Here is a 20444-nt window from a genome sequence, read left to right on the forward strand (position 1 = left end):
GAAGATACTTACATAGTTCTCCTCTTGAATATAAACTTTGATAAACTACTAGCTAGCTCATGAGATACTTTTATCGGAATAGGAGTAGAAGTGAACAACTGGTACCTCTCTATCAATTCTTTACAAAGACGCAGCTCCAGGTCTGTATTAATATATACTGTCCCTTGTCTCGTAGGTAACGCAGTTAAATTTTGTAAGAAGGGAATTATTTTGCCTCTCTTTAGAGGAAAATGCTTCATTAATGCTCTATCTATACTAGTAACGTTTGGCATCTTGGAGTAAAAGACGATATAATTTTTATCTGGAGTTATATAATTAAAACCTCCATATATCACACCATCTAAAAAAGTAACATTGCACCCTTTTGTTATACTCTTAAATATAGTATTTCCGTCCTCACCATCTACAGTGATATAATCAAAATCAATATCAATTAGGTTGAAACTTTGAAAGAATGAAGATAGTAAGATTGTTTTACCCTTACCACCTTTATATGATAAAGGAAAATAACCATCATCTACCCCACAAACTACCAATTCTCTCATCACTTTCTTTTATAGATTTAATAACTATATCTTTGCTTACAGCTAAACTAATCTCTTTAGTCTTACCATACCTTCCTCTGTTTACTACTCTCGCAGTAATTATTCCTACCATATCAAGCTCATTTATTATATCACTAACTCTTCTTTGCGTTATGCTTTCAACTCCTAATTTACCTGCTAATTTTATGTATATATCATAAACTTCTCCTGTGGTCAACATCGAGTTAGAGTTTAAACCTAAAACAATGGATATGAGAACCAGTTTAGAGTGAAAAGGCAAAGTCGATATAACTTCATAAACTCTATCCCTTTCTAGCTCTATTCTTGCCCTATTTACATCGTCAGCTGTAATTAAATCTCTTCCCTCCCTCTCTGCAATCTCCCCTGAAACTCTAAGCAGATCCAAAGCTCTCCTTGCATCTCCGTGGTCTCTCGCGGCTAAAGCTGCGCATAGTTTAATTACCTCCTCTGAAATCACTCCTTCATTCAAGGCAATTTTAGATCTCTGCTTTAGTATATCCTCTAACTGCTCTGCATTATAAGGTGGAAATATTATTTCCTCTTCCCCTAGGCTACTCTTTACCCTAGGATCTAAATTCTCAACCATCTTAACATCGTTTGTAATCCCAATAACAGAGACTTTACTTGTAGATAAATCATAATTGATTCTAGTCAATCTGTACAGTATATCATCACCATGTTTTTTCACAAGTGCGTCTATCTCATCCAAGGTGATTAAAACAATTGTTTGAAATGTATTGAGTCTTTTTACAAATCTTTTGAATAATTCTGCAGTCGACAGACCTGTAAATGGAACGCGGATCCCCAAAGCTTCTAATACGTCTGCTAATATCCTGTAAGGTGTATCATTCTGTCTTGTATTTATATATATAAATGTAAACTTTGATGCAAATTTTCTTTGTAGGTTACTTAACACAAACCTCGTTACAGCGGTTTTCCCAGTACCAGTAAGACCATATATGAAAACATTACTAGGTTTTTCAGATCTTGTAATTGGAGCTAAGATCTCTACTAGTTTTCTAATTTGATCTTCCCTATGAGGTAAGGCTTCAGGTATATAGTCAGGTAATAATAAATCACGTGACCTAAAAATCCTACCCTTTTTCAGGGTTGATAAAATACTATCTATGATGTCACTCATTGCTTATATTATAACGAGAGAATGTTTTATAACAATTAACCCCCCAGTAAATCACCCCTTTATTTCAACTGGAAAACTAATAGTATTATGAATACTACCTGCCCCTTTATTTCAACTGGAATTAAAGCTAGACCTAGTTATTACCTGGAAATAATGATTTGTATAATTGAGTTTTATTTATGTTACTAGATCATGTTTTATTTTTGTGTAAATAGATGATATACATAATTTATTTTGGATATATGTCTCCAGTGGAACTAAAGGGGTCTCTGGTTTTGGATTAAGGCGATAAAAAATTAATATCAGTGATCTACGTAGTATATTGTGGGCCGGTAGCTCAGCCTGGAAGAGTGTTCGGTTGGCATCCGAGAGGTCCCGGGTTCAAATCCCGGCCGGTCCACTGTGGGGTTAGGGGGTACCCCCTAACATCCCAAGTACACTTCCACGATCTTATCTAAGGGACCAATGTAATGTTCCTTTACGTCACCATCTTTACCCTTCTCTATGGAGTAAACATAATACTTGTTACCTCTCTGACGAATCTTATATTGTCCAGTGATGAAAGTCCTATAACCCATGATATTTGTTATACCATTTTAATAAAATAAGGTTTAACCGTACATGTATCTATAATGATTTATGAGATTGGAAGAAGAGGTTATAATCTCTGGTAATGTAAATTAAACTCCCCGGTTAATTCTTCTTAAAACTAAAAATTTTTAAAATATATTATTTTTTACCGTTTATATTAGGGCTCTTTGGCTTGTCATCTATGTTAGTTAAACAATCTCCAATGACTTCCTATGGATCCATGAATTTGTAACAACTTAACTTAGATTTTGATTAAATCCCAGGAAATAGTTAGGTTAAATTTTTCCAAGCATATCTTAAACATTCTTTTGTATTAGTAAAGGAAAATAGTAAGTTTTTAATTGACTATTGAAGTAATGCATCATTATGAGCGACAAACGATCTTTTTTGTACATCGCTTTAACGTTATCGTTAGTAGCCATAGCAAATAGGTCAACTAATAATATGGTGACGACTACATTAGCTCCTCTAACTAAATATGTGTTTGGGTTCAATAATTTTCTTGCAGGTGTTTTAGAGGGCTTGATATTTATGGCGACACTCATTTCAACTTCACTTATTAATCCAGTTTTATCATCTTCCTCTAGAAGGAAAGTATTTATTTCATGTAATTTCTTAATATTTGTCCTTCTAATAGGATTCTACCTATCTACTCCTTTAACAGTATGGATTTTTACCGCTATTGCCGGAGTCGCTTACGGTTTAATAATGCCTAACCTAGTAACCTCAGCATCTTTAGTAGAAAACAAAAGACTAGCGGAGAGGTTATTATCACTATATTCCACGAGTTTGAGCATTAGTCTCATAATCGGTCCACTATTAGAAAGTTATATTCTTTCGATTTTCAGCTATAAATCAGTCTTTCTAGCTTTTCTTCCATTTTCTATTTTGTCCTTTGTCCTATCATGGTTAATAAAATTCCCTGATGCGAAAAGAGAAATTCGTGGGATATCTGTTCTGCGAAATAAGGGACTTATCTCATCTATACTCTCTATTACAACTTATAATATCCCCTTTGCAGCTTTCACTACATTTATAACCATTTACGGAATAGACGAGTTAGGGCTTCCTAAGAACTTGGCTTACTTCTCATATATACCCTTCTTTATAACATCATTTTTGACCAGACTTTTCATGACAATCAGACCTTTTAGATCACTTCGATATCCGTTACTTATTTCAGTTGTAATAACTATTTTAGGAGTAATAGGAGTTGTATTTTCTCCGAATTTAGCCTTTTACCTAATCTTTATGGCTCTTCTGGGTATACCTCATGGATCAGTTTTTCCTATATCCACTATAATTATAGCTAGAGCGACTTCCAGTGAAGAGAGGAACGCAGTCAACTCATACTTCTTAGCCTATAATAACATTTTGTTTTTCATAGTTCCAATAGTGGTTGGTGCTTTATCTCAGTTTATAGGTCTAGGTTATGCTTTTGTTGCATTGATAATTCCGGTTATAATTACTGCTACAGTATTCTTCTTGAAATACTGGAATGATAGTGTTTTATCTCGGTAGAGCGGTCTGATGTAAGTATTGCCGTTAAGTTCTTGGTTCTTCCTCGTTTTACCTTACTGGAAAGGATATCAGTAGTTAGCAGAATATTTTATTTGAGCATTAGAACTAGGATTACTTTTGTGTTTTTATTATCATGAAATGAAATAAATAAGATATTAGATGAACTCAACATAAAAATTAACATATAATCAGTGATTATTTGGACAAGGTAGACATTCCGATTTGTTTTATGTGGCAGAATATACTAAAAGATCTGACGAAAGATTTTTGTTTGAATTTGTTGTAACTGAAAGCATATATAATGTTAAGAGATTATTACAAGCTAAAGAGAAGTAAACAGGCAATTATTGAAGATCGGATATTGAAATTAAAGGTAGGAAGTTCACTTGTTTCTGTGTTTGTCTTTCTAGGTAAAGATAAGGATTATCTAATGGTAAAGGATAAATATTGTACTTGTCCTTTCTTTTTCTTTAATAAACAGAAATTAAAATGCTATCATCTAATTTCTTTGGATTATGTGATAAATAAAGATGACATATTAGTCATAAATTTGGATGTGGATACGTTTAAGAAGATACTAGTAGAGTTATATACGTTTGAAAAGTCATTTATACTGAGAAGAATATTATCAAGATAAGAGGTAATAATATTGCTTTCAGCGCTTGAGACTGTTTATATAGGAGTTATTTCTGCGTTTGTGTTAGGTATATTGTATCTTATCTTTGTAGAAGTATTTAATAGCGGGTTTAGGCTAAAAATATCTGGTGCAGAAAGAGTTGGGAGGAAGAAAGAAAAGAAGAAAACTTCAACTTCAAAGGCCAAAACCAAAAATTCCTAGTGTTTTCGAATGTCCTAGATGTGGAAAGGTTACTATATCAATCACGGTTAAGGAGGGTAATGCTAAAGTGATGTGCGGTAATTGTAAGCTTGAGGATCAATTTGACGTTCCCCTTGTTTATGATGAGGCAAATGCATACGGTAAATTTATAGATAGATACTATGAAGGAAAGATTGAGCAGAATTTAAAAGATACAGAGGAGAAGGCTCAAGATGAAATTCAGGGGGAAGGTAGCTAGATATATTAGCGAAATATTAGAGGAAGGGAAAACTTTACATTTTTCCCTTTTTGATCCTGATAAGATATTTGATTTAGACTCATTGCATGATATTGCTAGTAAGCTTATTGAGGCAGGAACTGACGTTTTTCTAATAGGCGGAACTCTTGGTATATCGCAGGATAAGCTAGATAATATTTTATCTATTTTAGAAGAATTTAGTATTCCTTTGATAATATTTCCAAGTAATGTAAATTTAATTTCAAATAAGGCTGATGCGATATTATTTCTTTCGCTTTTAAATTCAGATGATTTATATTATATTGTTGGAGCTCAAATAGTGGCTGCTCCTATTATAAAGAGAATAGGATTAGAAGTTCTACCAACTGCCTATCTTATAATAGGACATGGTGGTACTGCTGGGCATATTGGAAGAGCAAGAGTTATTCCTTATGATAACATAGAACTTATAGTGAGTTACTCTTTAGCTGCAAATTACATGGGAATGAAATACATATATTTAGAAGCTGGATCTGGAGCAAGTGAAACAGTAAAGCCTGAGGCTATAAAGGTCGTAAAGAATACGGTAAAAGACGGTGTAGTAATTGTAGGCGGTGGTGTGACCAACGAAGAGAGGGCAAGAAACTTGGTACTAGCAGGAGCGGATATCATAGTTACAGGAAATGTGATAGAGAGAGATCATCAAAAAGCTTTAAAAATAATAAAAGAGATAAAGAGTATAAGGAGGACTAGTAATGCCATCAAGTAAAAAGAAAAAGGAAGACGTTCCAATAGCTTCAATGGCAGGTTTAGTAAGATATTATGAGACTGAAAAGGAAAAGGTAAAAATTTCGCCTAAAGTAGTGGTCGTTGCGAGTATTGTCTTAATAGCTGGTGTAATTATAGCATCTTTTATTATCCCGCCCCCGTTATAACATATTTTAGGGGAGCCTAACAGGGGGTTACGGGAATATCCTGAGGAAACTCCAGCCTCCAAGCCTCATGGGAGCAGTTAGATCTGCAGGGTTTAGTGCTCTGGCTACTGCACAGAAACGTAACCGGTATAATAGGATATGAAAATGAGTTTATATGTAGTCTAGGTAACTAGGCTACATAAATGAGACCTATTATACCGGCTGAAACGGCAGTCCTCCCAGGAGCAAGTAAGGAGGGGATGAGTTGAGGTTCAACCCTCCTAAGGACGCTTAGTAGAATCCCCCTAAATACAAAAGCTGGGTTATTGTTAGGCTCCCCTTATTTTATCTATAATTTCATTTTCTATTTCAATAATTTCGTCTCTTTTCTTGCCCTTGTACGACTCTAATATATCCTTATTCAGTTCATAGAAAGTTTTACCCCATTTTACAGTATTTAGGATTGAGAAGGAAAGTTCTGTTTGCTCTAGTATATATAGAGTAGCAGATATTGCTTCTAACGTGGAAAGCCTATATGCTAGTGCATAATTTGTGGGATTTCCTGCAAATAAGATTGGCAATCTCCTATGAAATCCTGTTGATTTGAATTCATTTATTGTCGTATTATTCCATGAAGTATCTACAGCCGTTAGTCCTTGTTTTATTAATATCTCAGAATCCTCTATTCCCAATACTGTCTCTGAAAATGGATCCAATACTATACCTATTCCCTTATTTGTAGGTTTTGCATAACCCAGTCTTATTAGTTTTTTCCCTGTACATTTCTTTGGATCATCTTTGTGATAATCTATAATATATATTTTCACTTATAATCATAAAGTTCTTATAACTTTATTTCTAATAAACCTTCTTGGGTTTAAAAATGGCTTCGGCTATAGTTCTAATTAACACTGATGCAGGTGGAGAAGAAGAGGTTTTTGAAAAACTTAAAAGTCTGAATGAAGTGACAGAAGTCCACATAGTATACGGCGTTTATGATATTGTAGCTAAAATAGAAGCTGATACGTTAGATAAGCTGAAGGATTTTGTGACAAATACAGTCAGAAAGTTACCTAGGGTGAGATCAACATTAACAATGATAGTGGTAGAGGGAAAGAGTCTAGTAAAGAAGTAAAATATATATTAGGAATAGACGATCATGACTCACCTGAAGCAGGCTGTACTACGCATTTTTCAGCACTGTTAATTAAACATTTAATCAAGGATAAGAACTTAAAGATTCTTGATTTGCCCTATTTGATTAGGTTAAATCCAAATATTCCCTGGAAAACTAGAGGAAATGCAAGTATCAAAATCATATTATCCAGTGAAAAAAACCTTGAAGAGTTAGCAGAAATAATATGGTCCGAGAGTACAGATTACGTTGAAAAAGTATCAAAAGCAATGAAGTATAATAGGAAGCCTGGTCTAGCAATAATAAAGAAAGATGACTATGAAGAATGCAGAAATTTTTTGTACAACTTTTATCAAAAAGCTGTAAAGGATATAGTTCCTTTCGACTATACCATAAGAATCTCAAAGAAATGTAATGTACTTACAAAGGGCGATAGGGGAATAATAGGGAGTATTGCTGCAATAGGCTATTTGCCAATGGGGGGGTTCACATACGAACTTATTACTTATAGGCATGATACCTCTAGCTATAGAATTGTGGATGTAAATAGTGTGATAAAATTTGAGGAAAGAAATTTTCCTAAAACGTTTAATAATTTTGATTACATCAAGAAAAGGTTACTTATCACACCTCAAGGAAAAGACCCTATATTATATGGTGTTAGAGGAAATACTCTCTCAGTTATGTTAGAGGCGTTGAAAGAGATAAGAAGTTCTAATAACGTTGAACTAGCTATGATATACAAGACTAATCAGGGATCAGATGCACATATTAGTAATGATGATGAAGAGTATTACTACAGAACAATAAAGAAAAAAATTAAAGTTAAAGAGGGAATAATTCTAGAGGGAGGAGACGTCTTATTACGTTCGGATGAAGGAGAAATAGTTATCTTTTACAAGGAAACTGGGGAGTTAAATTTAGCTTCAAAATTCCTTATGAATGGCGACGAGATAGAGATTATTGCCACAGTCAGACCTTCAGATAAATATGGGAAAATTTTCGAGGCAGAGAGAATGAGAGTTTTATCATTAAACTACTACGAATATAGTAACCCTAAATGCCCTAAATGCCATAGATCAGCAACTTCTTTAGGAGTTAAGAAAGGGTATAAGTGTAAAAAATGTGGCTATGAATTTAACGCGGAAAAGGTTGCAATAGAGATTCCTAGGTTTTTGTTAAAAGATGAATACCAATCTAGATATCACAGGCATTTAACTAGGCCGATATATTTGGAGCTTCAGACACATGAAGATTTAGATTTAATCAAGTTAGAAAATATTCTTAATATGTTGATATCTTAGAGTTTTAAGTTAAACAAAATATTCTTAATGCCTTAATGTTGTTTTACTGTATACTTGATAAAATTAGATGAAATTATTAAAGCATTCTAGGTCTAATCACAGAAAGTGAGAAACTAGATTTAGGATCGAGAAGTAGAGCTTTCCTAAGGGTACTACACAAGATCCCATTAAGTAAATAGTAAGTCATTATATAATAGACTGGAGAGGGATTATTGAAAAATGGAAGTGGGGTCCCCACATGGGCCCGCCGAGATTTGAACTCGGGACTTCTGCCGTGTGAGGGCAGCGTCCTAACCAGACTAGACTACGGGCCCAATAATTAGAATATAATGAGGATTTATATGCCTATCGCAATAACATAACCTTCTTTGAAGTCTCCTATATCAGGATCTAAGTTAATGGCTAATAGTCGATCTTCAATTTTGCTTAAATCTAGCATTTTTACAGATAAATCTTTAAAAATTCCCTTAAATTTTTCTGTAAGAATTTTAGCCTCCTCATAGTCTTTTGCATATCCTATTACTCCGGATATTTGCAAAATAGTTGACCCTAAAAAGGATTTCATCTCCATATTATTTCCTCCACTGGCTTATAAGTATAAACAGTAGTAGTAACATTTTAGTATGCTAAGACTGGTAGTTGGACAAGAGGATTACTTTGAAATTCCTAGCACTTTGATAGAATATCTGCGTGAGAACAAAGTGTATTTTGAAGTTGTGTTTGATACTTTGTATGACGGTTACCCTGAAATAGAATATAATGGTAAGAGAATAAAGGTTGATTCCAGCTCCGATATCGAGGCTCTTGTTAAGAGATTAGTTGCCGATACGAAGGATACAGTAAATGATACTGATAAAAGTTTTCCCAAATCCTACAAGTGGGATAGGATTTTATCTTCAGGAGCTTTAGTATAGTGTCAAATGGAAGTTATTTTAGGCGCAGGTATCTCAGGTTTATTGATCTCTTCTCGTAGACGAGACTCTATAGTTTTAGAGAATCAGAATAGAATAGGAGGAGTGTTTTCTTATGACGAAATATCTGGTTTTAATATTCCTCTACATCCTCCTTTAGTGAAAGAAAAATGTTTCACTAGCTTGTTAGATTTTGCTCAGATAGAGACAGATGTAATTTATGAAAAAGAGAACTACTTAAGTGCAAAACTAACGATAGATAAAATTCCAGATTGGTTACTTCCTGATAATAAAATGTATTATATAAAAAATCTGAGTGAGATAATACAAAATTTATCATTAAAAGCTAGAATTAGACTGATTGGTTCATATTTTATTAGAAATGATAAATTGGTATTAAATACGGGAGAGATAATCCTATGGGATAGAATATATTCCACCATACCAAGAAGAATATTTGATAATAGTAAAGTTTTTAGAAGTATTAGTATAGCTGAAGCTGTATTTACAACCAAGAAAAGACAAGGTTCTCAGATTGTAGTAAATGGGGACAAAGGTGTTTCTTTCTCTCATGTATTTTCGATTGATTGGTTAAATCCTTCATTTGATGTTGTATATGTTTTGGTTCCATTTTTAAATATAGTTCCATCATGGGATAAAGTGTACAGTGATCTCAAGAGGAAAAGGATATTGTTAAGGGATGAAATAATCTCTTTCAGGTATAGGGTTATTAAGGATGGTATATTAATAGATGAAGATAATAAGATAGGTGAAAAAGATGATAATATTACTTTTTGTGGAAGATTGGGAAAATGGAAAAATTTTAACCTATGTCAGACAATAGACGATAGCCTGAATTGCTGAACCATTCAGTAAATTTCCCTGCAAGATATGTACTTTTCTCAGGGTCTATTCCATTTAGTCTGTACATAAAATAAGATGCAAGAAGTACATCACCAGTACCTGTTTTGTAGGGACCTATATTTTCTGGCTTAAACTTATAAGAACTATTTCTAGATGTAAAGGTTATAAAGCCATCTTCGTCATATGATACTAGTACCTCTTTAAATCCAGTAGTAATTAAATCAGATACGGTATACATAGACTTACTTAGCTCATCATAGTTAGCATGTACAACTAAATAATTCCTATTATAAGGTAACTTAAACTGGTTACCCAAAATAACATATCTGTTTTCTTCACACATTCTAACGAATCCTTGAATATCTACAGCTATAGGAAAAGAGATATTTGATAATGTGTTAACATCTATTTCATTACATACTGGATTTATTATTAGACCATCGGACTTGTGATTCTCTATGCTTAATTTTCTTTCAGATATAGAAACTAGCAAGAGATCTCTTTTACCATTTTCCTTGTAAATTAATTTAAAAGTAGTCATATTGTTACTGTTGAAAATTTTATATTTGCTTAAAAATGGAGGTAAAATATTTTCATATGCGTTGCTAATTGAGGAGACTACATGCGGAATTCCTCCTAGCATGTATACAGCAAAACCTGAGTAAATTGGTGATCCTCCTATTTTTTTATTATCATTGTTAAAGATATCTATTGTGAAGTTGCCTACCATAATTATGTTTTTTTTCTTCTTCATTCTTCTTCCTCTTCTGCTTTTACTTTCTCCTCTTCCTCTTCTTCCTCTTCTGTCTTCCTCTTTTTTAGCCAGTAAGAGAAATTATGTGAGAGTATGTGCTCCTTTAAATCATCCAATGAAAAGAAGTAAGCTCCGTAGTTTGGCGTATTGCCTTTTTTACATTCCGGTGCGCATATTGGACATGCGTAAAGTTTAGTTATCTCATCAAAACAGATATCTATATCTTTATCATTTAGTTTTATTTTGACGGTTTTCCATTTTGGCGTCCAACGTGTAGTTGATGACATTTCTAACTATTTTTAATATTTGCATTTTGAAACGTATAAAAAATTCGCCGTCTTATGGATCTATGGAGAAGTAATGTTTTAAATTGGAATTAATGAGTTATAAATGGAGATTCAAATTGTCATCATCACCTACAAATACTTCCTTGTTTGAATCTCTTATCTCAATAAAAACGATGTATGATATAGCTGAATTCATCATGCGTGCTGTACGTATGTTAAAACCTGAGCAAGTTTCAAAAATGATTGAAGTTTTAGTTAATCATTATAATCAAAATAAAAACGGTAAGATTCTTGTAATGGGTGCAGGTAGAAGTGGATTAGTTGGTAAAGCTTTTGGAATGAGATTACTTCATTTAGGTTATAATGTTTATGTGCTGGGAGATACTATAGTTCCTGCAATCGGCGAAAGGGATATAGCCATTGCAATATCCGGTTCAGGCAGAACTAGGCTAATATTAACTGCAGCAGAGGCTGCAAAAGCTGCTAAGTCAACTTTAATTTCAATAACTAGTTATGCCGACAGCCCACTAGCAAAAATATCAGATGTAGTAGTAGAGATTCCAGGAAGAACTAAATACTCAACTAATGAGGATTACTTTGCAAGGCAAATTTTAGGCATAACAGAACCTTTAGCACCACTGGGTACTCTATTTGAGGACACTACTCAAATCTTTTTAGATGGACTGGTTGCAGAGCTTATGAAAAAATTAAATAAAACTGAAGAAGATTTACGGATGATTCATGCAAACATAGAGTTATGAGTAGTAGAATTATTAATTTATGATGTTGAATTAATTAGTTATTGCGGTTCACTCTGACTCTGAATATATTTTTAGATCATTTTAATGAACAAGGCGTTTATTGTAGTTACTGTGGTACTTCTAATATTAGGTATCATATCTTTTAATTTAGTCTTTATAATATTGGCAATTGTATCACTTTTTTTCGTAGATCCTCAAATAATGAGAAAATTTTATAAATTTTTCTTAGGAAGTAACATAAGTAAAATATTTGTTAAGAACCACAAAACAAATCAAAGTATAGTCATAGAAGATGGATATTTAAAAATAGAGGATAAGGTTAAAGCATTTTTAATAGTTGATGACATACCATTTGATTATAGAGATCTAAGTGATGAAAGTTTACGTGTAAAAATTTCCTCGTTTCATAAAGTTCTGGATATAGCTGGTCAGATAGATATTGTATTTAGAAAAAGTAGTGTTGATAAAAACAAATTTTTAAGCGATTTATTTCAAAAAGCTCAAAATATAAGAGTGATAATTGATGCTGACCCTTCAAATGAAAGAGCAAAAAACGAGTTAATGATGATTCAGCATATGATAAAGAAAATAAGTGAAGGAGAAATGCCTTTTAAGTATCTTATTTTCTTTATCATTAACTCTGATAGTAAAGAAAAAGCACTAGCAACGGCTGATGTTGTAAAGAAAGGATTAGAAGGTATAGGTGTGAAAAGCAGGTTAGCATATAAACATGAAATAGAGGATTTGTTAAATGACAAACTTAGCCTTAAGAAGATAGTGTTTCCTTCTCAAATTCCCTTTTTATCAGTATTTTCTCTACAAAAGCAACCAGATTACGAAATAATTACAGACGGCATATATCTAGGTCAGGAGATAAATGATAGAAGAGCCGTGTTTTGGAATATTAATAGAGTAATTAACCCTCATGCATTAATTATAGGTCCCACAGGTTCTGGTAAAACAGAGTTTTTATTATCTTTGGGAGTTAAGACAAACATTCTTTATAATATACCTATAGTGTTTTTTGATGTAAAGAAAGATATTTCTTTAAGGCTTAAGAAGTATGGTTATAAATATAAATACATAAATCCGCTTTTAAATAGTATTAATCTCCTTAAATTTTCTAATGTGAATAAGGATATTTATTTAATTCAGTTAGAAAACATTATTAGAAACTCATTTAAGTTAGACAGGTTTGTATCTGCATTATTATATAGGATCCTTTTAGAAAGTATCTCAGATAATTATTATGAGGTTAGTTGGGACTATATAATTGATAAAATAGAAAAGTATGATATAAATGAGGATGTGAAGGCATATTTGCTCAGAATAGTGTCTGCCATAAAGAGTTTGGATGCGGGACTTGAAGATATAGACCTAATATCTGCAATTTCAGAAGGTATAAATGTAGTTGATTTATCTAGTATAAAATCAGAGGAACTAAGAAGACTTGTAATGTATAGTATAATAATAAAATTTATTAATAAATATAATATAGCAGATGATAGATTAAAATTGGTTTTAGTTATAGATGAAGCATGGACTCTTCTTAGATCCGAGGACAGAGATTATCAAATAGTTGCAGATTTAATAAAAAGAGGAAGGGGATTTGGTATTGGAATTTTTATGGCTACTCAAAACTTCGATGATTTAGGAGAATTATCGGATGTATTTCTAGAAAATATAGGACTATTAGCATTTATGAATAATGGTGATAAGAAGTTCTGGAATGAAGTGATGAGGTTTGCTGATCTAAATATCGAAGAAAGTTTAAGGTCTTTAATATTTTTGGGTAAGGGAGAAATGTTGATAAGGTTTATTAATGATCCACGTCCTATAATGATTAAGACAGACGTATTAGTGAGAAATTCTTTCTAATACGGATTGTAGTGCTGCCTTTATTCTGTTGTAAAGTAGTTCATCTTTAATACTGTCTATAGTTATCTCTTTTAATTCGTCTTTCTCGAAAATGATATTATATTCTATTTTATTTTTGTTTTTTTCATTCTCAAGAATCTTATTAATTACGTTAGCATATATTCGATTAACAGTTATCTTACCCTTGAACACAACTCTAACTAAAGGTGGAGTATAGTATATCTCAGCTATTATTTCTCCCTTAGTATTTTTTATAATATCAGCAATTCCTCTGTTTACCTTGATTGTATTTTTATATCCTTCTGTTTCCAACAGACTTAAAAGATACTCATAATATTCTAATTCTTTTTTCAATTCACTTATTTTATTTTCTAGAAATTTTTTTAATTCTTCAATGTTTGTACTCACACTATTAATATTATTTAGGAGTAGAAATGTTTAAAACCAATATTACTTTTTGAGTTATGAATGATAAGAGTAGCAGTTATTGGTGGATCAGGGTATACAGGTGGAGAATTATTAAGGCTATTAGCTATGCATAACAAAGTAGAAGTAACCTATATAACATCCAGGGAATATGCAGGTAAACCAATATCAATTATTCATCCAAACCTAAGAGGATTTTATAATATCAATTTTTCACAGTTTTCATGGGATAAAATAGGAGAAAAAGCCGAAGCCGTATTTTTAGCCTTACCTCATAAAGTTTCTGTAGATTATGTACCTAAACTTTTGGAAATGGGATTACAGGTAGTGGATTTAAGTGCTGATTTCAGATTAAAAAATCCAGAATTGTATAAATTATGGTACGAGTTTGACCATCCGTATCCTGATTTATTAAAAAAAGCTGTCTATGGAATCCCAGAGATACACTATGAGGAATTAAAAGGAGCAAAATTAATAGCTTCACCTGGTTGCAATTCCACAGCTACTATACTTGCAGCAGCTCCGTTAGTATATAGTAATATATTAGATAACTATAGGTTGATTAGTGACGTAAAGGTTGGTAGTAGCGAAGGAGGGGCAAAACCTAACGAAGGAAGTCACCATCCAGAAAGACAGAATGCTATAAGACCCTATGAAGCTGAGGGACATAGACATGCTGCAGAAGTTGAGCAAGAGTTGCAGTATATATCGAAAAAAGAAGTAAAAATAAGTTTAGTACCTCACGCTGTTAGCACAATTAGAGGTGCACTTGCGTCTGTACATGGTTGGCTTATTTCGGACAATCTCAACGAAATTGAATTTTGGAAAAAAATTATTGAATTTTATAGAGGTAGAAAGTTCGTTAGAGTAATCAGAGGCAATATACATCCATACCCAGATCCAAAATATGTGATTGGAAGTAACTTTGTAGATATCGGATTTGCAGTAGAGAAAAGAGTAGGTAGAATAACTATGTTTTCAGCAATAGACAATCTTATGAAAGGAGCTGCAGGTCAGGCAGTTCAAGCTTTTAATGTTTCCAGAGGTTTCGAAGAAGACGAAGGTTTAAGAATTCCTCCATTGAGGCCTGCTTAATATGATAGTAGTAAAAACCGGCGGTAGGGTTTTAAAACAAAATTTGGATAGAGTGGTTCAAAGTATAATAAAGACAAATGACAAAATAATATATGTTCATGGAGGAGGGGATCAGGTAACAGAATTATCTAGTAAGCTGGGAATAGAACCTAAATTTGTTACCTCACCAGAAGGAATAAGAAGCAGATATACCACTAAGGAGGAGTTAGAAGTATTCATTATGGTTATGAGTTCGATCTCTAGGAATATATTGAGTAAGGTTTCTAGCTATCGTAATAGCATAGCCTTAACTGGTGCAGATGGAAAATTAGTGTTAGCAGAGAGAAAGAAAAAGATTATAATTATAGATGAAAGAGGAAGAAAGAGAATAGTCGACGGTGGATATACTGGAAAAATTAAAAACATAAACAAAGAATTATTAGTAACATTTAGTAATTTATTTGAGGTAATAATATTATCACCATTGGCATATGATCCTGACGAATCTACATTACTAAATGTGGATGGGGATCAGATGGCGTTTGCTCTTGCTACAGCATTGAGATCTGATAACCTAATATTATTAACTGATGTGGAAGGTGTGATGGTTGATAACAAAGTTGTTAATAAGTTAACAGTGGAAGAGGCTAAGGAATTATCTAAAAAAATAGGACCAGGTATGAATAGAAAAATATTAATGGCAGCAGAAGCAATAGAGAATGGAGTTAAGAAAGTGATAATATCATCTGGATTAGTAGAAGATCCAATTAAGAATGCATTAGAAGGAAAAGGTACGGTGATTGAATAATGGCAGATGTTGATGATAGCGATATTAAGATATTAGAGATGTTAAGGAAGAATGCGAGAACTCCTTTCACTATGATAGCCAAAGAATTAAAGATAAGTGAGGCTGCAGTAAGGAAAAGAGTAGAGAAGTTAATAAGATTGGGTGTAATAAAGAGATTTACAATTGATTATGAGTTGGAAAACGAGATAAAAGCAATAGTTATGGTTAAAACTAATCCTCAAATTCCTACTCCTGAAATTTCTAAAAAGATAATAAAGATACCTGGGGTAGAAGCCGTTTATGAAACAACAGGCGATTATGATGTTCTTGCATTGGTAAGAGGAATGAACATAATATCGATAAATAAGACGATAGATGATATAAGAAGTCTTCAAGGTGTTATAAGTACAAATAGTACTATAGTACTTAGAGTTTGGTACTAATTTCGAACCTTTTATTTCATAAAAGCTTTTCAACTGCTTACTTTATATTTCTATTCGATCCATCATGGTACTATTAAAATGTCCAATATGTGGTAACGATGTAAACGTACCAGACGACTCCTTACCAGGAGAAATAGTTGAGCATGAGTGCGGTGCTCAATTAGAAGTATTCAATTCTAATGGAAAACTAGCATTAAGGTTAGCAGAGCAAGTAGGAGAGGACTGGGGAGAGTGATAATAGGGGTATCATACGACCTGCTGAGATGGGAAGAGAAGGACATAATAACTGAAGCGAGAAAAAGTGGATTTAAGGCAATTCCTATATTTACAAAGGATTTTTATTCTATAGTAGGAGTAGGCGAAAATCATAACGAATTAGAGGCAGATGTTATAATACAGAGAAATACTAGTCATGCAAGGGCATTAACCACATCTTTAATTTTTGAGGGATGGAATTATAATGTAGTAAATGATGCGACAAGTTTGTTTAAATGCGGTAACAAACTGTATACATTATCTTTATTAGCTAAACATAATATTAAGACTCCTAGAACTGTTGTAACTTTTTCAAAAGATAAAGCTGTTGATTTAGCTAAAAAAATTGGATTTCCTGCCGTAATAAAACCAATAGAAGGTAGTTGGGGAAGAATGGTTGCGAAGGCTGTAGATGAAGACATTTTATATAGCTTTCTAGAATATCAGGAATATACAACAAGTCAATTTAGGCAGATCTATTTAGTACAAGAATTTGTTAAAAAACCAAATAGAGACATTAGAATATTTGTAATGGGAGATGAGGCGCCAGTTGGAATATATAGAGTTAATGAACATAACTGGAAAACAAATACGGCATTAGGTGCCAGAGCTTTACCGTTAAAAATAGATGACGAACTAAGGGATTTAGCTCTTAAAGTGAGAGATATAATGGGTGGATTCTTTTTGGGTATAGATATTTTTGAGGATCCTGAAAGGGGATATTTAGTGAATGAGATAAATGGTGTACCGGAATATAAAAATACTGTAAGAGTTAATAATTTCAATGTATCGTCATACCTTTTAAATAAACTTAGAGAGTGGATTAAGAAATGAAATTAATTCAACTGTATGGGGATAGAGGGTTAACGATTGTTAAAGGTGAGGCACAGTACGTCTGGGATATAGAAGGAAGAAGATATTTGGATTTTCACACAGGAATAGGTGTAGCATTCCTTGGGCATAGAAATCCAATAATTTTAGAATATTTAAAAAACCAGTTAGAAAATATTAGTATTTTATCAACTTCATTTTCTACTCCAATTAAGGACGAGATGTTGCAGGCACTAGATAGGGTGAAACCAGATAAAATGGATAATGCTATGTTACTTAACAGTGGAACTGAAGCAGTGGAGGCAGCATTAAAAACAGCAAGAAAGATAACTGGAAGAAAAAAGATAATTGCATTTAAGAACGCATTTCATGGAAGAACAGCAGGTTCACTTTCAGTAACTTGGAATAAAAAATATAGAGAACCATTTGAACCTTTAGTTGGACCAGTCGAATTTTTAACCTTTAATAATATCGAGGATCTTTCTAAGATAGATAATGAGACAGCTGCAGTAATAGTTGAGCCTATACAGGGAGAATCTGGAGTTATTCCTGCTAATATTGAATTTATGAAAGCATTAAAAGAAAAGACAGAGAACACTGGCTCTTTACTTATTTTTGATGAAATTCAAACAGGATTCGGAAGAACAGGAAAGCTTTGGGCTTATAAGCATTATAATATTGTACCAGATATTCTCACAGCAGGTAAAGCTATTGGAGGAGGATTTCCTGTAAGTGTGGTCTTTCTTCCAGACCATATTGCAAATAAATTAGAAGAAGGAGATCACGGAAGTACTTATGGTGGTAATCCAATGGCAATGGCAGCAGTAACAGCTGCATGCAAAGTAATTGAAAAAGAAAATGTAGTTGAACAGGCTAACCAGAAGGGTCAACAATTTTCTAACATATTGGTAAAGAACTTAGCTGATTTAAAGGTTGTTAGGGAGGTTAGAGGTAAAGGTTTAATGATTGGCATCGATATAAGGTTTCAGCCAGGTCAAGTCTTAAAATATCTGCAAGAAAAGGGTATATTAGCAGTGAAAGCAGGATCTACGGTTATTAGATTTTTGCCATCATATCTGATAACTTATGAAAATATGGAGGAAGCGTCAAATGTTCTTAGAGAAGGATTACTTAAAATTGAAAATAAAGCAGTTTCTTCTTGAATTTTTATCGATATATACACCTTCCGGAGAAGAGTATAAGGCTAAAGATTTTTTTGAGAAGATAGCCAGTGAGTTAGATTTAAGCCTTAAAATAACTAGCACAAATTCCTATCTGTTGGGAGATGGTAATATATTATTAGTAGGACATGTAGATACAGTTCCAGGCTTTATTAATCCTAAAGAGGAAGGAGAGATTATATATGGCAGAGGAGCTGTAGACGATAAAGGTCCATTAATTTCCATGATTATCGCAGCTTCCATATTGAATAAAAATGGTTACAAGGTTACTGTTAGCGCATTATCTGATGAGGAAAATAAGAGTAAAGGAGCACGAGAGATATTACGTATTGGTAAGAAATATGATTACATAATAGTAGGTGAACCAACAAACACTTTTGGTGTAGTCGTGGAGTATAGAGGCGTTATACACCTAGATATTTTATGCAGAGCAAGATCAGAGCATTCGTCCTCGGCTACTTCCAATTTAATTTTAGAAATTTCAAAGAAGATCATTAACACAACCAGAATAAACACCGGATACGATGATGTGTCCATAGTTCCAACCATATTTAAGTCGGGAGAATATTTGAATGTAACACCTTCTAGTGCAGTAGTTCACTTCGATATACGATATTCAGTTAAAAATTCTAAAGATCAAATAATGTCAGAGATATACAGAGAATTTGAAGGTTGCGAGATACATGAAGTTGAAGATATAAGCCCGGTAAAAGTGGACGTTAACAGTGATATAGTTAAAGTCTTTATGAGAAGTATCATAAAAGAAAATTATAAACCAACAATTCTAAGAAAGAGGGGAACTAGTGATATGAACATATTGAAAGAGCTAGCATTAAAAGGGATATTAGCTTATGGTCCTGGAAATTCTAGTTTAGAGCACACAGATCATGAAAAAATTTCATTGGATGAAATATTTATAGCAACTAAAGTATATATTAACGCGATTGAAGCCTTATGGCCAAAGATATGATAACTAGAGCATTACTACGCCCAATCTATAAGATATATGAGAAGATATTATGGTCTCAGATAAAAGATGGTCCTTTCCCATTTCATGTTGGGATAATACCTGATGGTAACAGAAGATGGGCTAGAAATAACAGACTTCCTTTAGATCAGGGTTACTACACGGGATATGTGAAATTGAGAGACGTTTTGACATGGATACTTGAAATAGGTATAAGTACAGTTACAGTTTTCGCACTCTCAGCTGAAAATTGTGAAAAAAGAACTCAGCAAGAACTTTCTATGATATTTAAGTATTTAAAAATAGGATTAGATGAATTATTAACAAGCGATTTAGTACATAAGTATCAGGTCAGAGTAAAGGCAATTGGAATGCTAGATAAATTACCAGAAGATCTAAAGAAATTAGTAGTTGACCTGGAAAGTACTACTGAGAAATATAACAAGAAGAAACTTATACTGGCGATCTGTTATGGAGGCAGGCAAGAAATATTGGACGCTATAAGGAAAATCATGAATGATTATAAATTAGGTATAATAGATTCAAAATCCATAGATGAGTCTACATTTAGAAAATATTTATATGATCAAGAGTTATCCGATATTGATTTACTCATAAGATCATCAGGCGAGATAAGGATCAGCAATTTCTTACTTTGGCACTTAGCATATTCAGAACTATTCTTTGTGGATGTATATTGGCCTGATTTTCGAAAAATAGATTTATGGAGAGCAATAAGGTCATTTCAGAAAAGGAAAAGAAACTTTGGGGCTTAATTTTATATTCTAAATGAGTTAG

Annotated in this window: 26 protein-coding genes, 2 tRNA genes, 1 other RNA gene and 1 pseudogene; 21 read left to right on the forward strand and 9 right to left on the reverse strand. The window is 33.0% G+C overall.

Annotated elements, in window-relative coordinates; all coding sequences use genetic code 11:
* Positions 1-8: 8 nt before the first annotated feature.
* The 3 genes and pseudogenes from SUSAZ_03250 to SUSAZ_03260 all read right to left on the reverse strand — a co-directional run bounded on the left by SUSAZ_03250 (position 9) and on the right by SUSAZ_03260 (position 2285).
* Complete coding sequence (locus SUSAZ_03250) at positions 9-536, reverse strand: hypothetical protein (protein ID AHC51097.1); 528 nt, start codon at positions 534-536, stop codon at positions 9-11.
* The gene (locus SUSAZ_03255) at positions 514-1707 is read right to left on the reverse strand and encodes a cell division control protein Cdc6 (protein AHC51098.1); all 1194 of its coding nucleotides are present in this window, start codon (positions 1705-1707) and stop codon (positions 514-516) included. The genes SUSAZ_03250 and SUSAZ_03255 overlap by 23 nt, the downstream gene beginning before the upstream one ends.
* Before the next feature lie 302 nt (positions 1708-2009).
* Positions 2010-2285: pseudogene (locus SUSAZ_03260) on the reverse strand (Fuselloviral integrase).
* A tRNA-Ala gene (locus SUSAZ_03265) sits at positions 2034-2107 on the forward strand. The pseudogene SUSAZ_03260 and the gene SUSAZ_03265 overlap by 74 nt on opposite strands.
* Before the next feature lie 379 nt (positions 2286-2664).
* Complete coding sequence (locus SUSAZ_03270; protein AHC51099.1) at positions 2665-3819, forward strand: MFS transporter; 1155 nt, start codon at positions 2665-2667, stop codon at positions 3817-3819.
* Between the two features lie 301 nt (positions 3820-4120).
* Positions 4121-4456: a hypothetical protein gene (locus SUSAZ_03275; protein AHC52439.1), complete on the forward strand. Its 336-nt coding sequence runs from the start codon at positions 4121-4123 to the stop codon at positions 4454-4456.
* A 139-nt stretch (positions 4457-4595) separates the two neighbouring features.
* Positions 4596-4895 carry a transcriptional regulator gene (locus SUSAZ_03280; GenBank protein AHC51100.1) on the forward strand — a complete coding sequence of 100 codons (300 nt, stop codon included), beginning with the start codon at positions 4596-4598 and terminating at the stop codon, positions 4893-4895.
* Positions 4870-5643: a geranylgeranylglyceryl phosphate synthase gene (locus SUSAZ_03285; GenBank protein ID AHC51101.1), complete on the forward strand. Its 774-nt coding sequence runs from the start codon at positions 4870-4872 to the stop codon at positions 5641-5643. Before SUSAZ_03280 ends, SUSAZ_03285 begins: the two co-directional genes overlap by 26 nt.
* Positions 5630-5809, forward strand: a complete 180-nt coding sequence (locus SUSAZ_03290; protein AHC51102.1) for a preprotein translocase subunit SecG — start codon at positions 5630-5632, stop codon at positions 5807-5809. Before SUSAZ_03285 ends, SUSAZ_03290 begins: the two co-directional genes overlap by 14 nt.
* 10 nt (positions 5810-5819) lie before the next feature.
* Positions 5820-6127: archaeal RNase P (locus tag SUSAZ_03295), an RNA gene on the forward strand.
* On the opposite strand, the gene SUSAZ_03300 is transcribed toward SUSAZ_03295, so the two are convergent.
* Complete coding sequence (locus SUSAZ_03300; protein AHC52440.1) at positions 6118-6615, reverse strand: hypothetical protein; 498 nt, start codon at positions 6613-6615, stop codon at positions 6118-6120. The genes SUSAZ_03295 and SUSAZ_03300 overlap by 10 nt on opposite strands.
* A 56-nt stretch (positions 6616-6671) precedes the next feature.
* On the opposite strand from SUSAZ_03300, the gene SUSAZ_03305 reads away from it, so the two are divergent.
* Positions 6672-6923, forward strand: coding sequence for an AsnC family transcriptional regulator (locus tag SUSAZ_03305; protein AHC51103.1), 252 nt, complete (start codon positions 6672-6674; stop codon positions 6921-6923).
* Positions 6924-7036: 113 nt separating this feature from the next.
* Positions 7037-8227 (forward strand): tRNA(Ile2) 2-agmatinylcytidine synthetase TiaS, encoded by a 1191-nt coding sequence (locus SUSAZ_03310; GenBank protein ID AHC51104.1) that lies wholly within the window; start codon positions 7037-7039, stop codon positions 8225-8227.
* Between the two features lie 239 nt (positions 8228-8466).
* Here the strand turns inward: SUSAZ_03310 and SUSAZ_03315 are convergent.
* Together SUSAZ_03315 and SUSAZ_03320 are read right to left on the reverse strand one after the other, a co-directional pair.
* Positions 8467-8541, reverse strand: a tRNA-Val gene (locus SUSAZ_03315).
* Between the two features lie 23 nt (positions 8542-8564).
* Positions 8565-8792 (reverse strand): hypothetical protein, encoded by a 228-nt coding sequence (locus SUSAZ_03320; GenBank protein ID AHC51105.1) that lies wholly within the window; start codon positions 8790-8792, stop codon positions 8565-8567.
* 58 nt (positions 8793-8850) lie between these two features.
* Between SUSAZ_03320 and SUSAZ_03325 the strand changes: the two genes are divergently transcribed.
* The gene (locus SUSAZ_03325; protein AHC52441.1) at positions 8851-9141 is read left to right on the forward strand and encodes a hypothetical protein; all 291 of its coding nucleotides are present in this window, start codon (positions 8851-8853) and stop codon (positions 9139-9141) included.
* Positions 9142-9147: 6 nt separating this feature from the next.
* Entirely contained in the window at positions 9148-10002 is an 855-nt protein-coding gene (locus SUSAZ_03330; GenBank protein AHC52442.1) for a hypothetical protein, read from the forward strand.
* On the opposite strand, the gene SUSAZ_03335 is transcribed toward SUSAZ_03330, so the two are convergent.
* Positions 9962-10756: a hypothetical protein gene (locus tag SUSAZ_03335; GenBank protein ID AHC52443.1), complete on the reverse strand. Its 795-nt coding sequence runs from the start codon at positions 10754-10756 to the stop codon at positions 9962-9964. The genes SUSAZ_03330 and SUSAZ_03335 overlap by 41 nt on opposite strands.
* Positions 10753-11043 carry a hypothetical protein gene (locus SUSAZ_03340; GenBank protein AHC51106.1) on the reverse strand — a complete coding sequence of 97 codons (291 nt, stop codon included), beginning with the start codon at positions 11041-11043 and terminating at the stop codon, positions 10753-10755. Before SUSAZ_03340 ends, SUSAZ_03335 begins: the two co-directional genes overlap by 4 nt.
* A gap of 173 nt (positions 11044-11216) precedes the next feature.
* On the opposite strand from SUSAZ_03340, the gene SUSAZ_03345 reads away from it, so the two are divergent.
* Positions 11217-11804 carry a hypothetical protein gene (locus SUSAZ_03345; protein AHC51107.1) on the forward strand — a complete coding sequence of 196 codons (588 nt, stop codon included), beginning with the start codon at positions 11217-11219 and terminating at the stop codon, positions 11802-11804.
* A gap of 84 nt (positions 11805-11888) precedes the next feature.
* Positions 11889-13682 carry a hypothetical protein gene (locus SUSAZ_03350; protein AHC51108.1) on the forward strand — a complete coding sequence of 598 codons (1794 nt, stop codon included), beginning with the start codon at positions 11889-11891 and terminating at the stop codon, positions 13680-13682.
* Here the strand turns inward: SUSAZ_03350 and SUSAZ_03355 are convergent.
* Positions 13662-14090: a hypothetical protein gene (locus tag SUSAZ_03355; GenBank protein AHC51109.1), complete on the reverse strand. Its 429-nt coding sequence runs from the start codon at positions 14088-14090 to the stop codon at positions 13662-13664. The genes SUSAZ_03350 and SUSAZ_03355 overlap by 21 nt on opposite strands.
* Positions 14091-14150: 60 nt before the next feature.
* On the opposite strand from SUSAZ_03355, the gene SUSAZ_03360 reads away from it, so the two are divergent.
* The 8 genes from SUSAZ_03360 (at position 14151) to SUSAZ_03395 (ending at position 20422) form a co-directional block, all read left to right on the forward strand.
* On the forward strand, positions 14151-15203 hold the full coding sequence (locus SUSAZ_03360; GenBank protein AHC51110.1) for an N-acetyl-gamma-glutamyl-phosphate reductase: 1053 nt from the start codon (positions 14151-14153) through the stop codon (positions 15201-15203).
* A gap of 1 nt (position 15204) precedes the next feature.
* Positions 15205-15990, forward strand: coding sequence for an acetylaminoadipate kinase (locus SUSAZ_03365; protein AHC51111.1), 786 nt, complete (start codon positions 15205-15207; stop codon positions 15988-15990).
* The gene (locus SUSAZ_03370) at positions 15990-16412 is read left to right on the forward strand and encodes an AsnC family transcriptional regulator (protein AHC51112.1); all 423 of its coding nucleotides are present in this window, start codon (positions 15990-15992) and stop codon (positions 16410-16412) included. The genes SUSAZ_03365 and SUSAZ_03370 overlap by 1 nt, the downstream gene beginning before the upstream one ends.
* A 64-nt stretch (positions 16413-16476) precedes the next feature.
* Complete coding sequence (locus tag SUSAZ_03375) at positions 16477-16647, forward strand: sulfonate ABC transporter (GenBank protein ID AHC51113.1); 171 nt, start codon at positions 16477-16479, stop codon at positions 16645-16647.
* On the forward strand, positions 16644-17501 hold the full coding sequence (locus SUSAZ_03380; protein AHC51114.1) for an alpha-aminoadipate--lysW ligase: 858 nt from the start codon (positions 16644-16646) through the stop codon (positions 17499-17501). The genes SUSAZ_03375 and SUSAZ_03380 overlap by 4 nt, the downstream gene beginning before the upstream one ends.
* The gene (locus tag SUSAZ_03385) at positions 17498-18661 is read left to right on the forward strand and encodes an acetyl-lysine aminotransferase (GenBank protein ID AHC51115.1); all 1164 of its coding nucleotides are present in this window, start codon (positions 17498-17500) and stop codon (positions 18659-18661) included. Before SUSAZ_03380 ends, SUSAZ_03385 begins: the two co-directional genes overlap by 4 nt.
* The gene (locus SUSAZ_03390) at positions 18609-19649 is read left to right on the forward strand and encodes an acetyl-lysine deacetylase (protein AHC51116.1); all 1041 of its coding nucleotides are present in this window, start codon (positions 18609-18611) and stop codon (positions 19647-19649) included. Before SUSAZ_03385 ends, SUSAZ_03390 begins: the two co-directional genes overlap by 53 nt.
* The gene (locus SUSAZ_03395) at positions 19634-20422 is read left to right on the forward strand and encodes a UDP-diphosphate synthase (GenBank protein ID AHC51117.1); all 789 of its coding nucleotides are present in this window, start codon (positions 19634-19636) and stop codon (positions 20420-20422) included. Before SUSAZ_03390 ends, SUSAZ_03395 begins: the two co-directional genes overlap by 16 nt.
* The last annotated feature ends 22 nt before the right edge of the window (positions 20423-20444 follow it).

The sequence above is a fragment of the Sulfolobus acidocaldarius SUSAZ genome (assembly GCA_000508305.1).
GTDB lineage: Archaea > Thermoproteota > Thermoprotei_A > Sulfolobales > Sulfolobaceae > Sulfolobus > Sulfolobus acidocaldarius_A.

Coding starts and splice junctions, on each gene's coding strand:
- SUSAZ_03345 (AHC51107.1), top strand. CDS start 11,217: ATGTATGATATAGCTGAATTCATCATGCGTGCTGTACGTATGTTAAAA.
- SUSAZ_03320 (AHC51105.1), bottom strand. CDS start 8,792: ATGAAATCCTTTTTAGGGTCAACTATTTTGCAAATATCCGGAGTAATA.
- SUSAZ_03370 (AHC51112.1), top strand. CDS start 15,990: ATGGCAGATGTTGATGATAGCGATATTAAGATATTAGAGATGTTAAGG.
- SUSAZ_03330 (AHC52442.1), top strand. CDS start 9,148: ATGGAAGTTATTTTAGGCGCAGGTATCTCAGGTTTATTGATCTCTTCT.
- SUSAZ_03395 (AHC51117.1), top strand. CDS start 19,634: ATGGCCAAAGATATGATAACTAGAGCATTACTACGCCCAATCTATAAG.
- SUSAZ_03340 (AHC51106.1), bottom strand. CDS start 11,043: ATGTCATCAACTACACGTTGGACGCCAAAATGGAAAACCGTCAAAATA.
- SUSAZ_03360 (AHC51110.1), top strand. CDS start 14,151: ATGATAAGAGTAGCAGTTATTGGTGGATCAGGGTATACAGGTGGAGAA.
- SUSAZ_03375 (AHC51113.1), top strand. CDS start 16,477: ATGGTACTATTAAAATGTCCAATATGTGGTAACGATGTAAACGTACCA.
- SUSAZ_03390 (AHC51116.1), top strand. CDS start 18,609: ATGTTCTTAGAGAAGGATTACTTAAAATTGAAAATAAAGCAGTTTCTT.
- SUSAZ_03290 (AHC51102.1), top strand. CDS start 5,630: ATGCCATCAAGTAAAAAGAAAAAGGAAGACGTTCCAATAGCTTCAATG.
- SUSAZ_03325 (AHC52441.1), top strand. CDS start 8,851: ATGCTAAGACTGGTAGTTGGACAAGAGGATTACTTTGAAATTCCTAGC.
- SUSAZ_03385 (AHC51115.1), top strand. CDS start 17,498: ATGAAATTAATTCAACTGTATGGGGATAGAGGGTTAACGATTGTTAAA.
- SUSAZ_03350 (AHC51108.1), top strand. CDS start 11,889: ATGAACAAGGCGTTTATTGTAGTTACTGTGGTACTTCTAATATTAGGT.
- SUSAZ_03275 (AHC52439.1), top strand. CDS start 4,121: ATGTTAAGAGATTATTACAAGCTAAAGAGAAGTAAACAGGCAATTATT.
- SUSAZ_03270 (AHC51099.1), top strand. CDS start 2,665: ATGAGCGACAAACGATCTTTTTTGTACATCGCTTTAACGTTATCGTTA.
- SUSAZ_03365 (AHC51111.1), top strand. CDS start 15,205: ATGATAGTAGTAAAAACCGGCGGTAGGGTTTTAAAACAAAATTTGGAT.
- SUSAZ_03255 (AHC51098.1), bottom strand. CDS start 1,707: ATGAGTGACATCATAGATAGTATTTTATCAACCCTGAAAAAGGGTAGG.
- SUSAZ_03335 (AHC52443.1), bottom strand. CDS start 10,756: ATGAAGAAGAAAAAAAACATAATTATGGTAGGCAACTTCACAATAGAT.
- SUSAZ_03285 (AHC51101.1), top strand. CDS start 4,870: ATGAAATTCAGGGGGAAGGTAGCTAGATATATTAGCGAAATATTAGAG.
- SUSAZ_03305 (AHC51103.1), top strand. CDS start 6,672: ATGGCTTCGGCTATAGTTCTAATTAACACTGATGCAGGTGGAGAAGAA.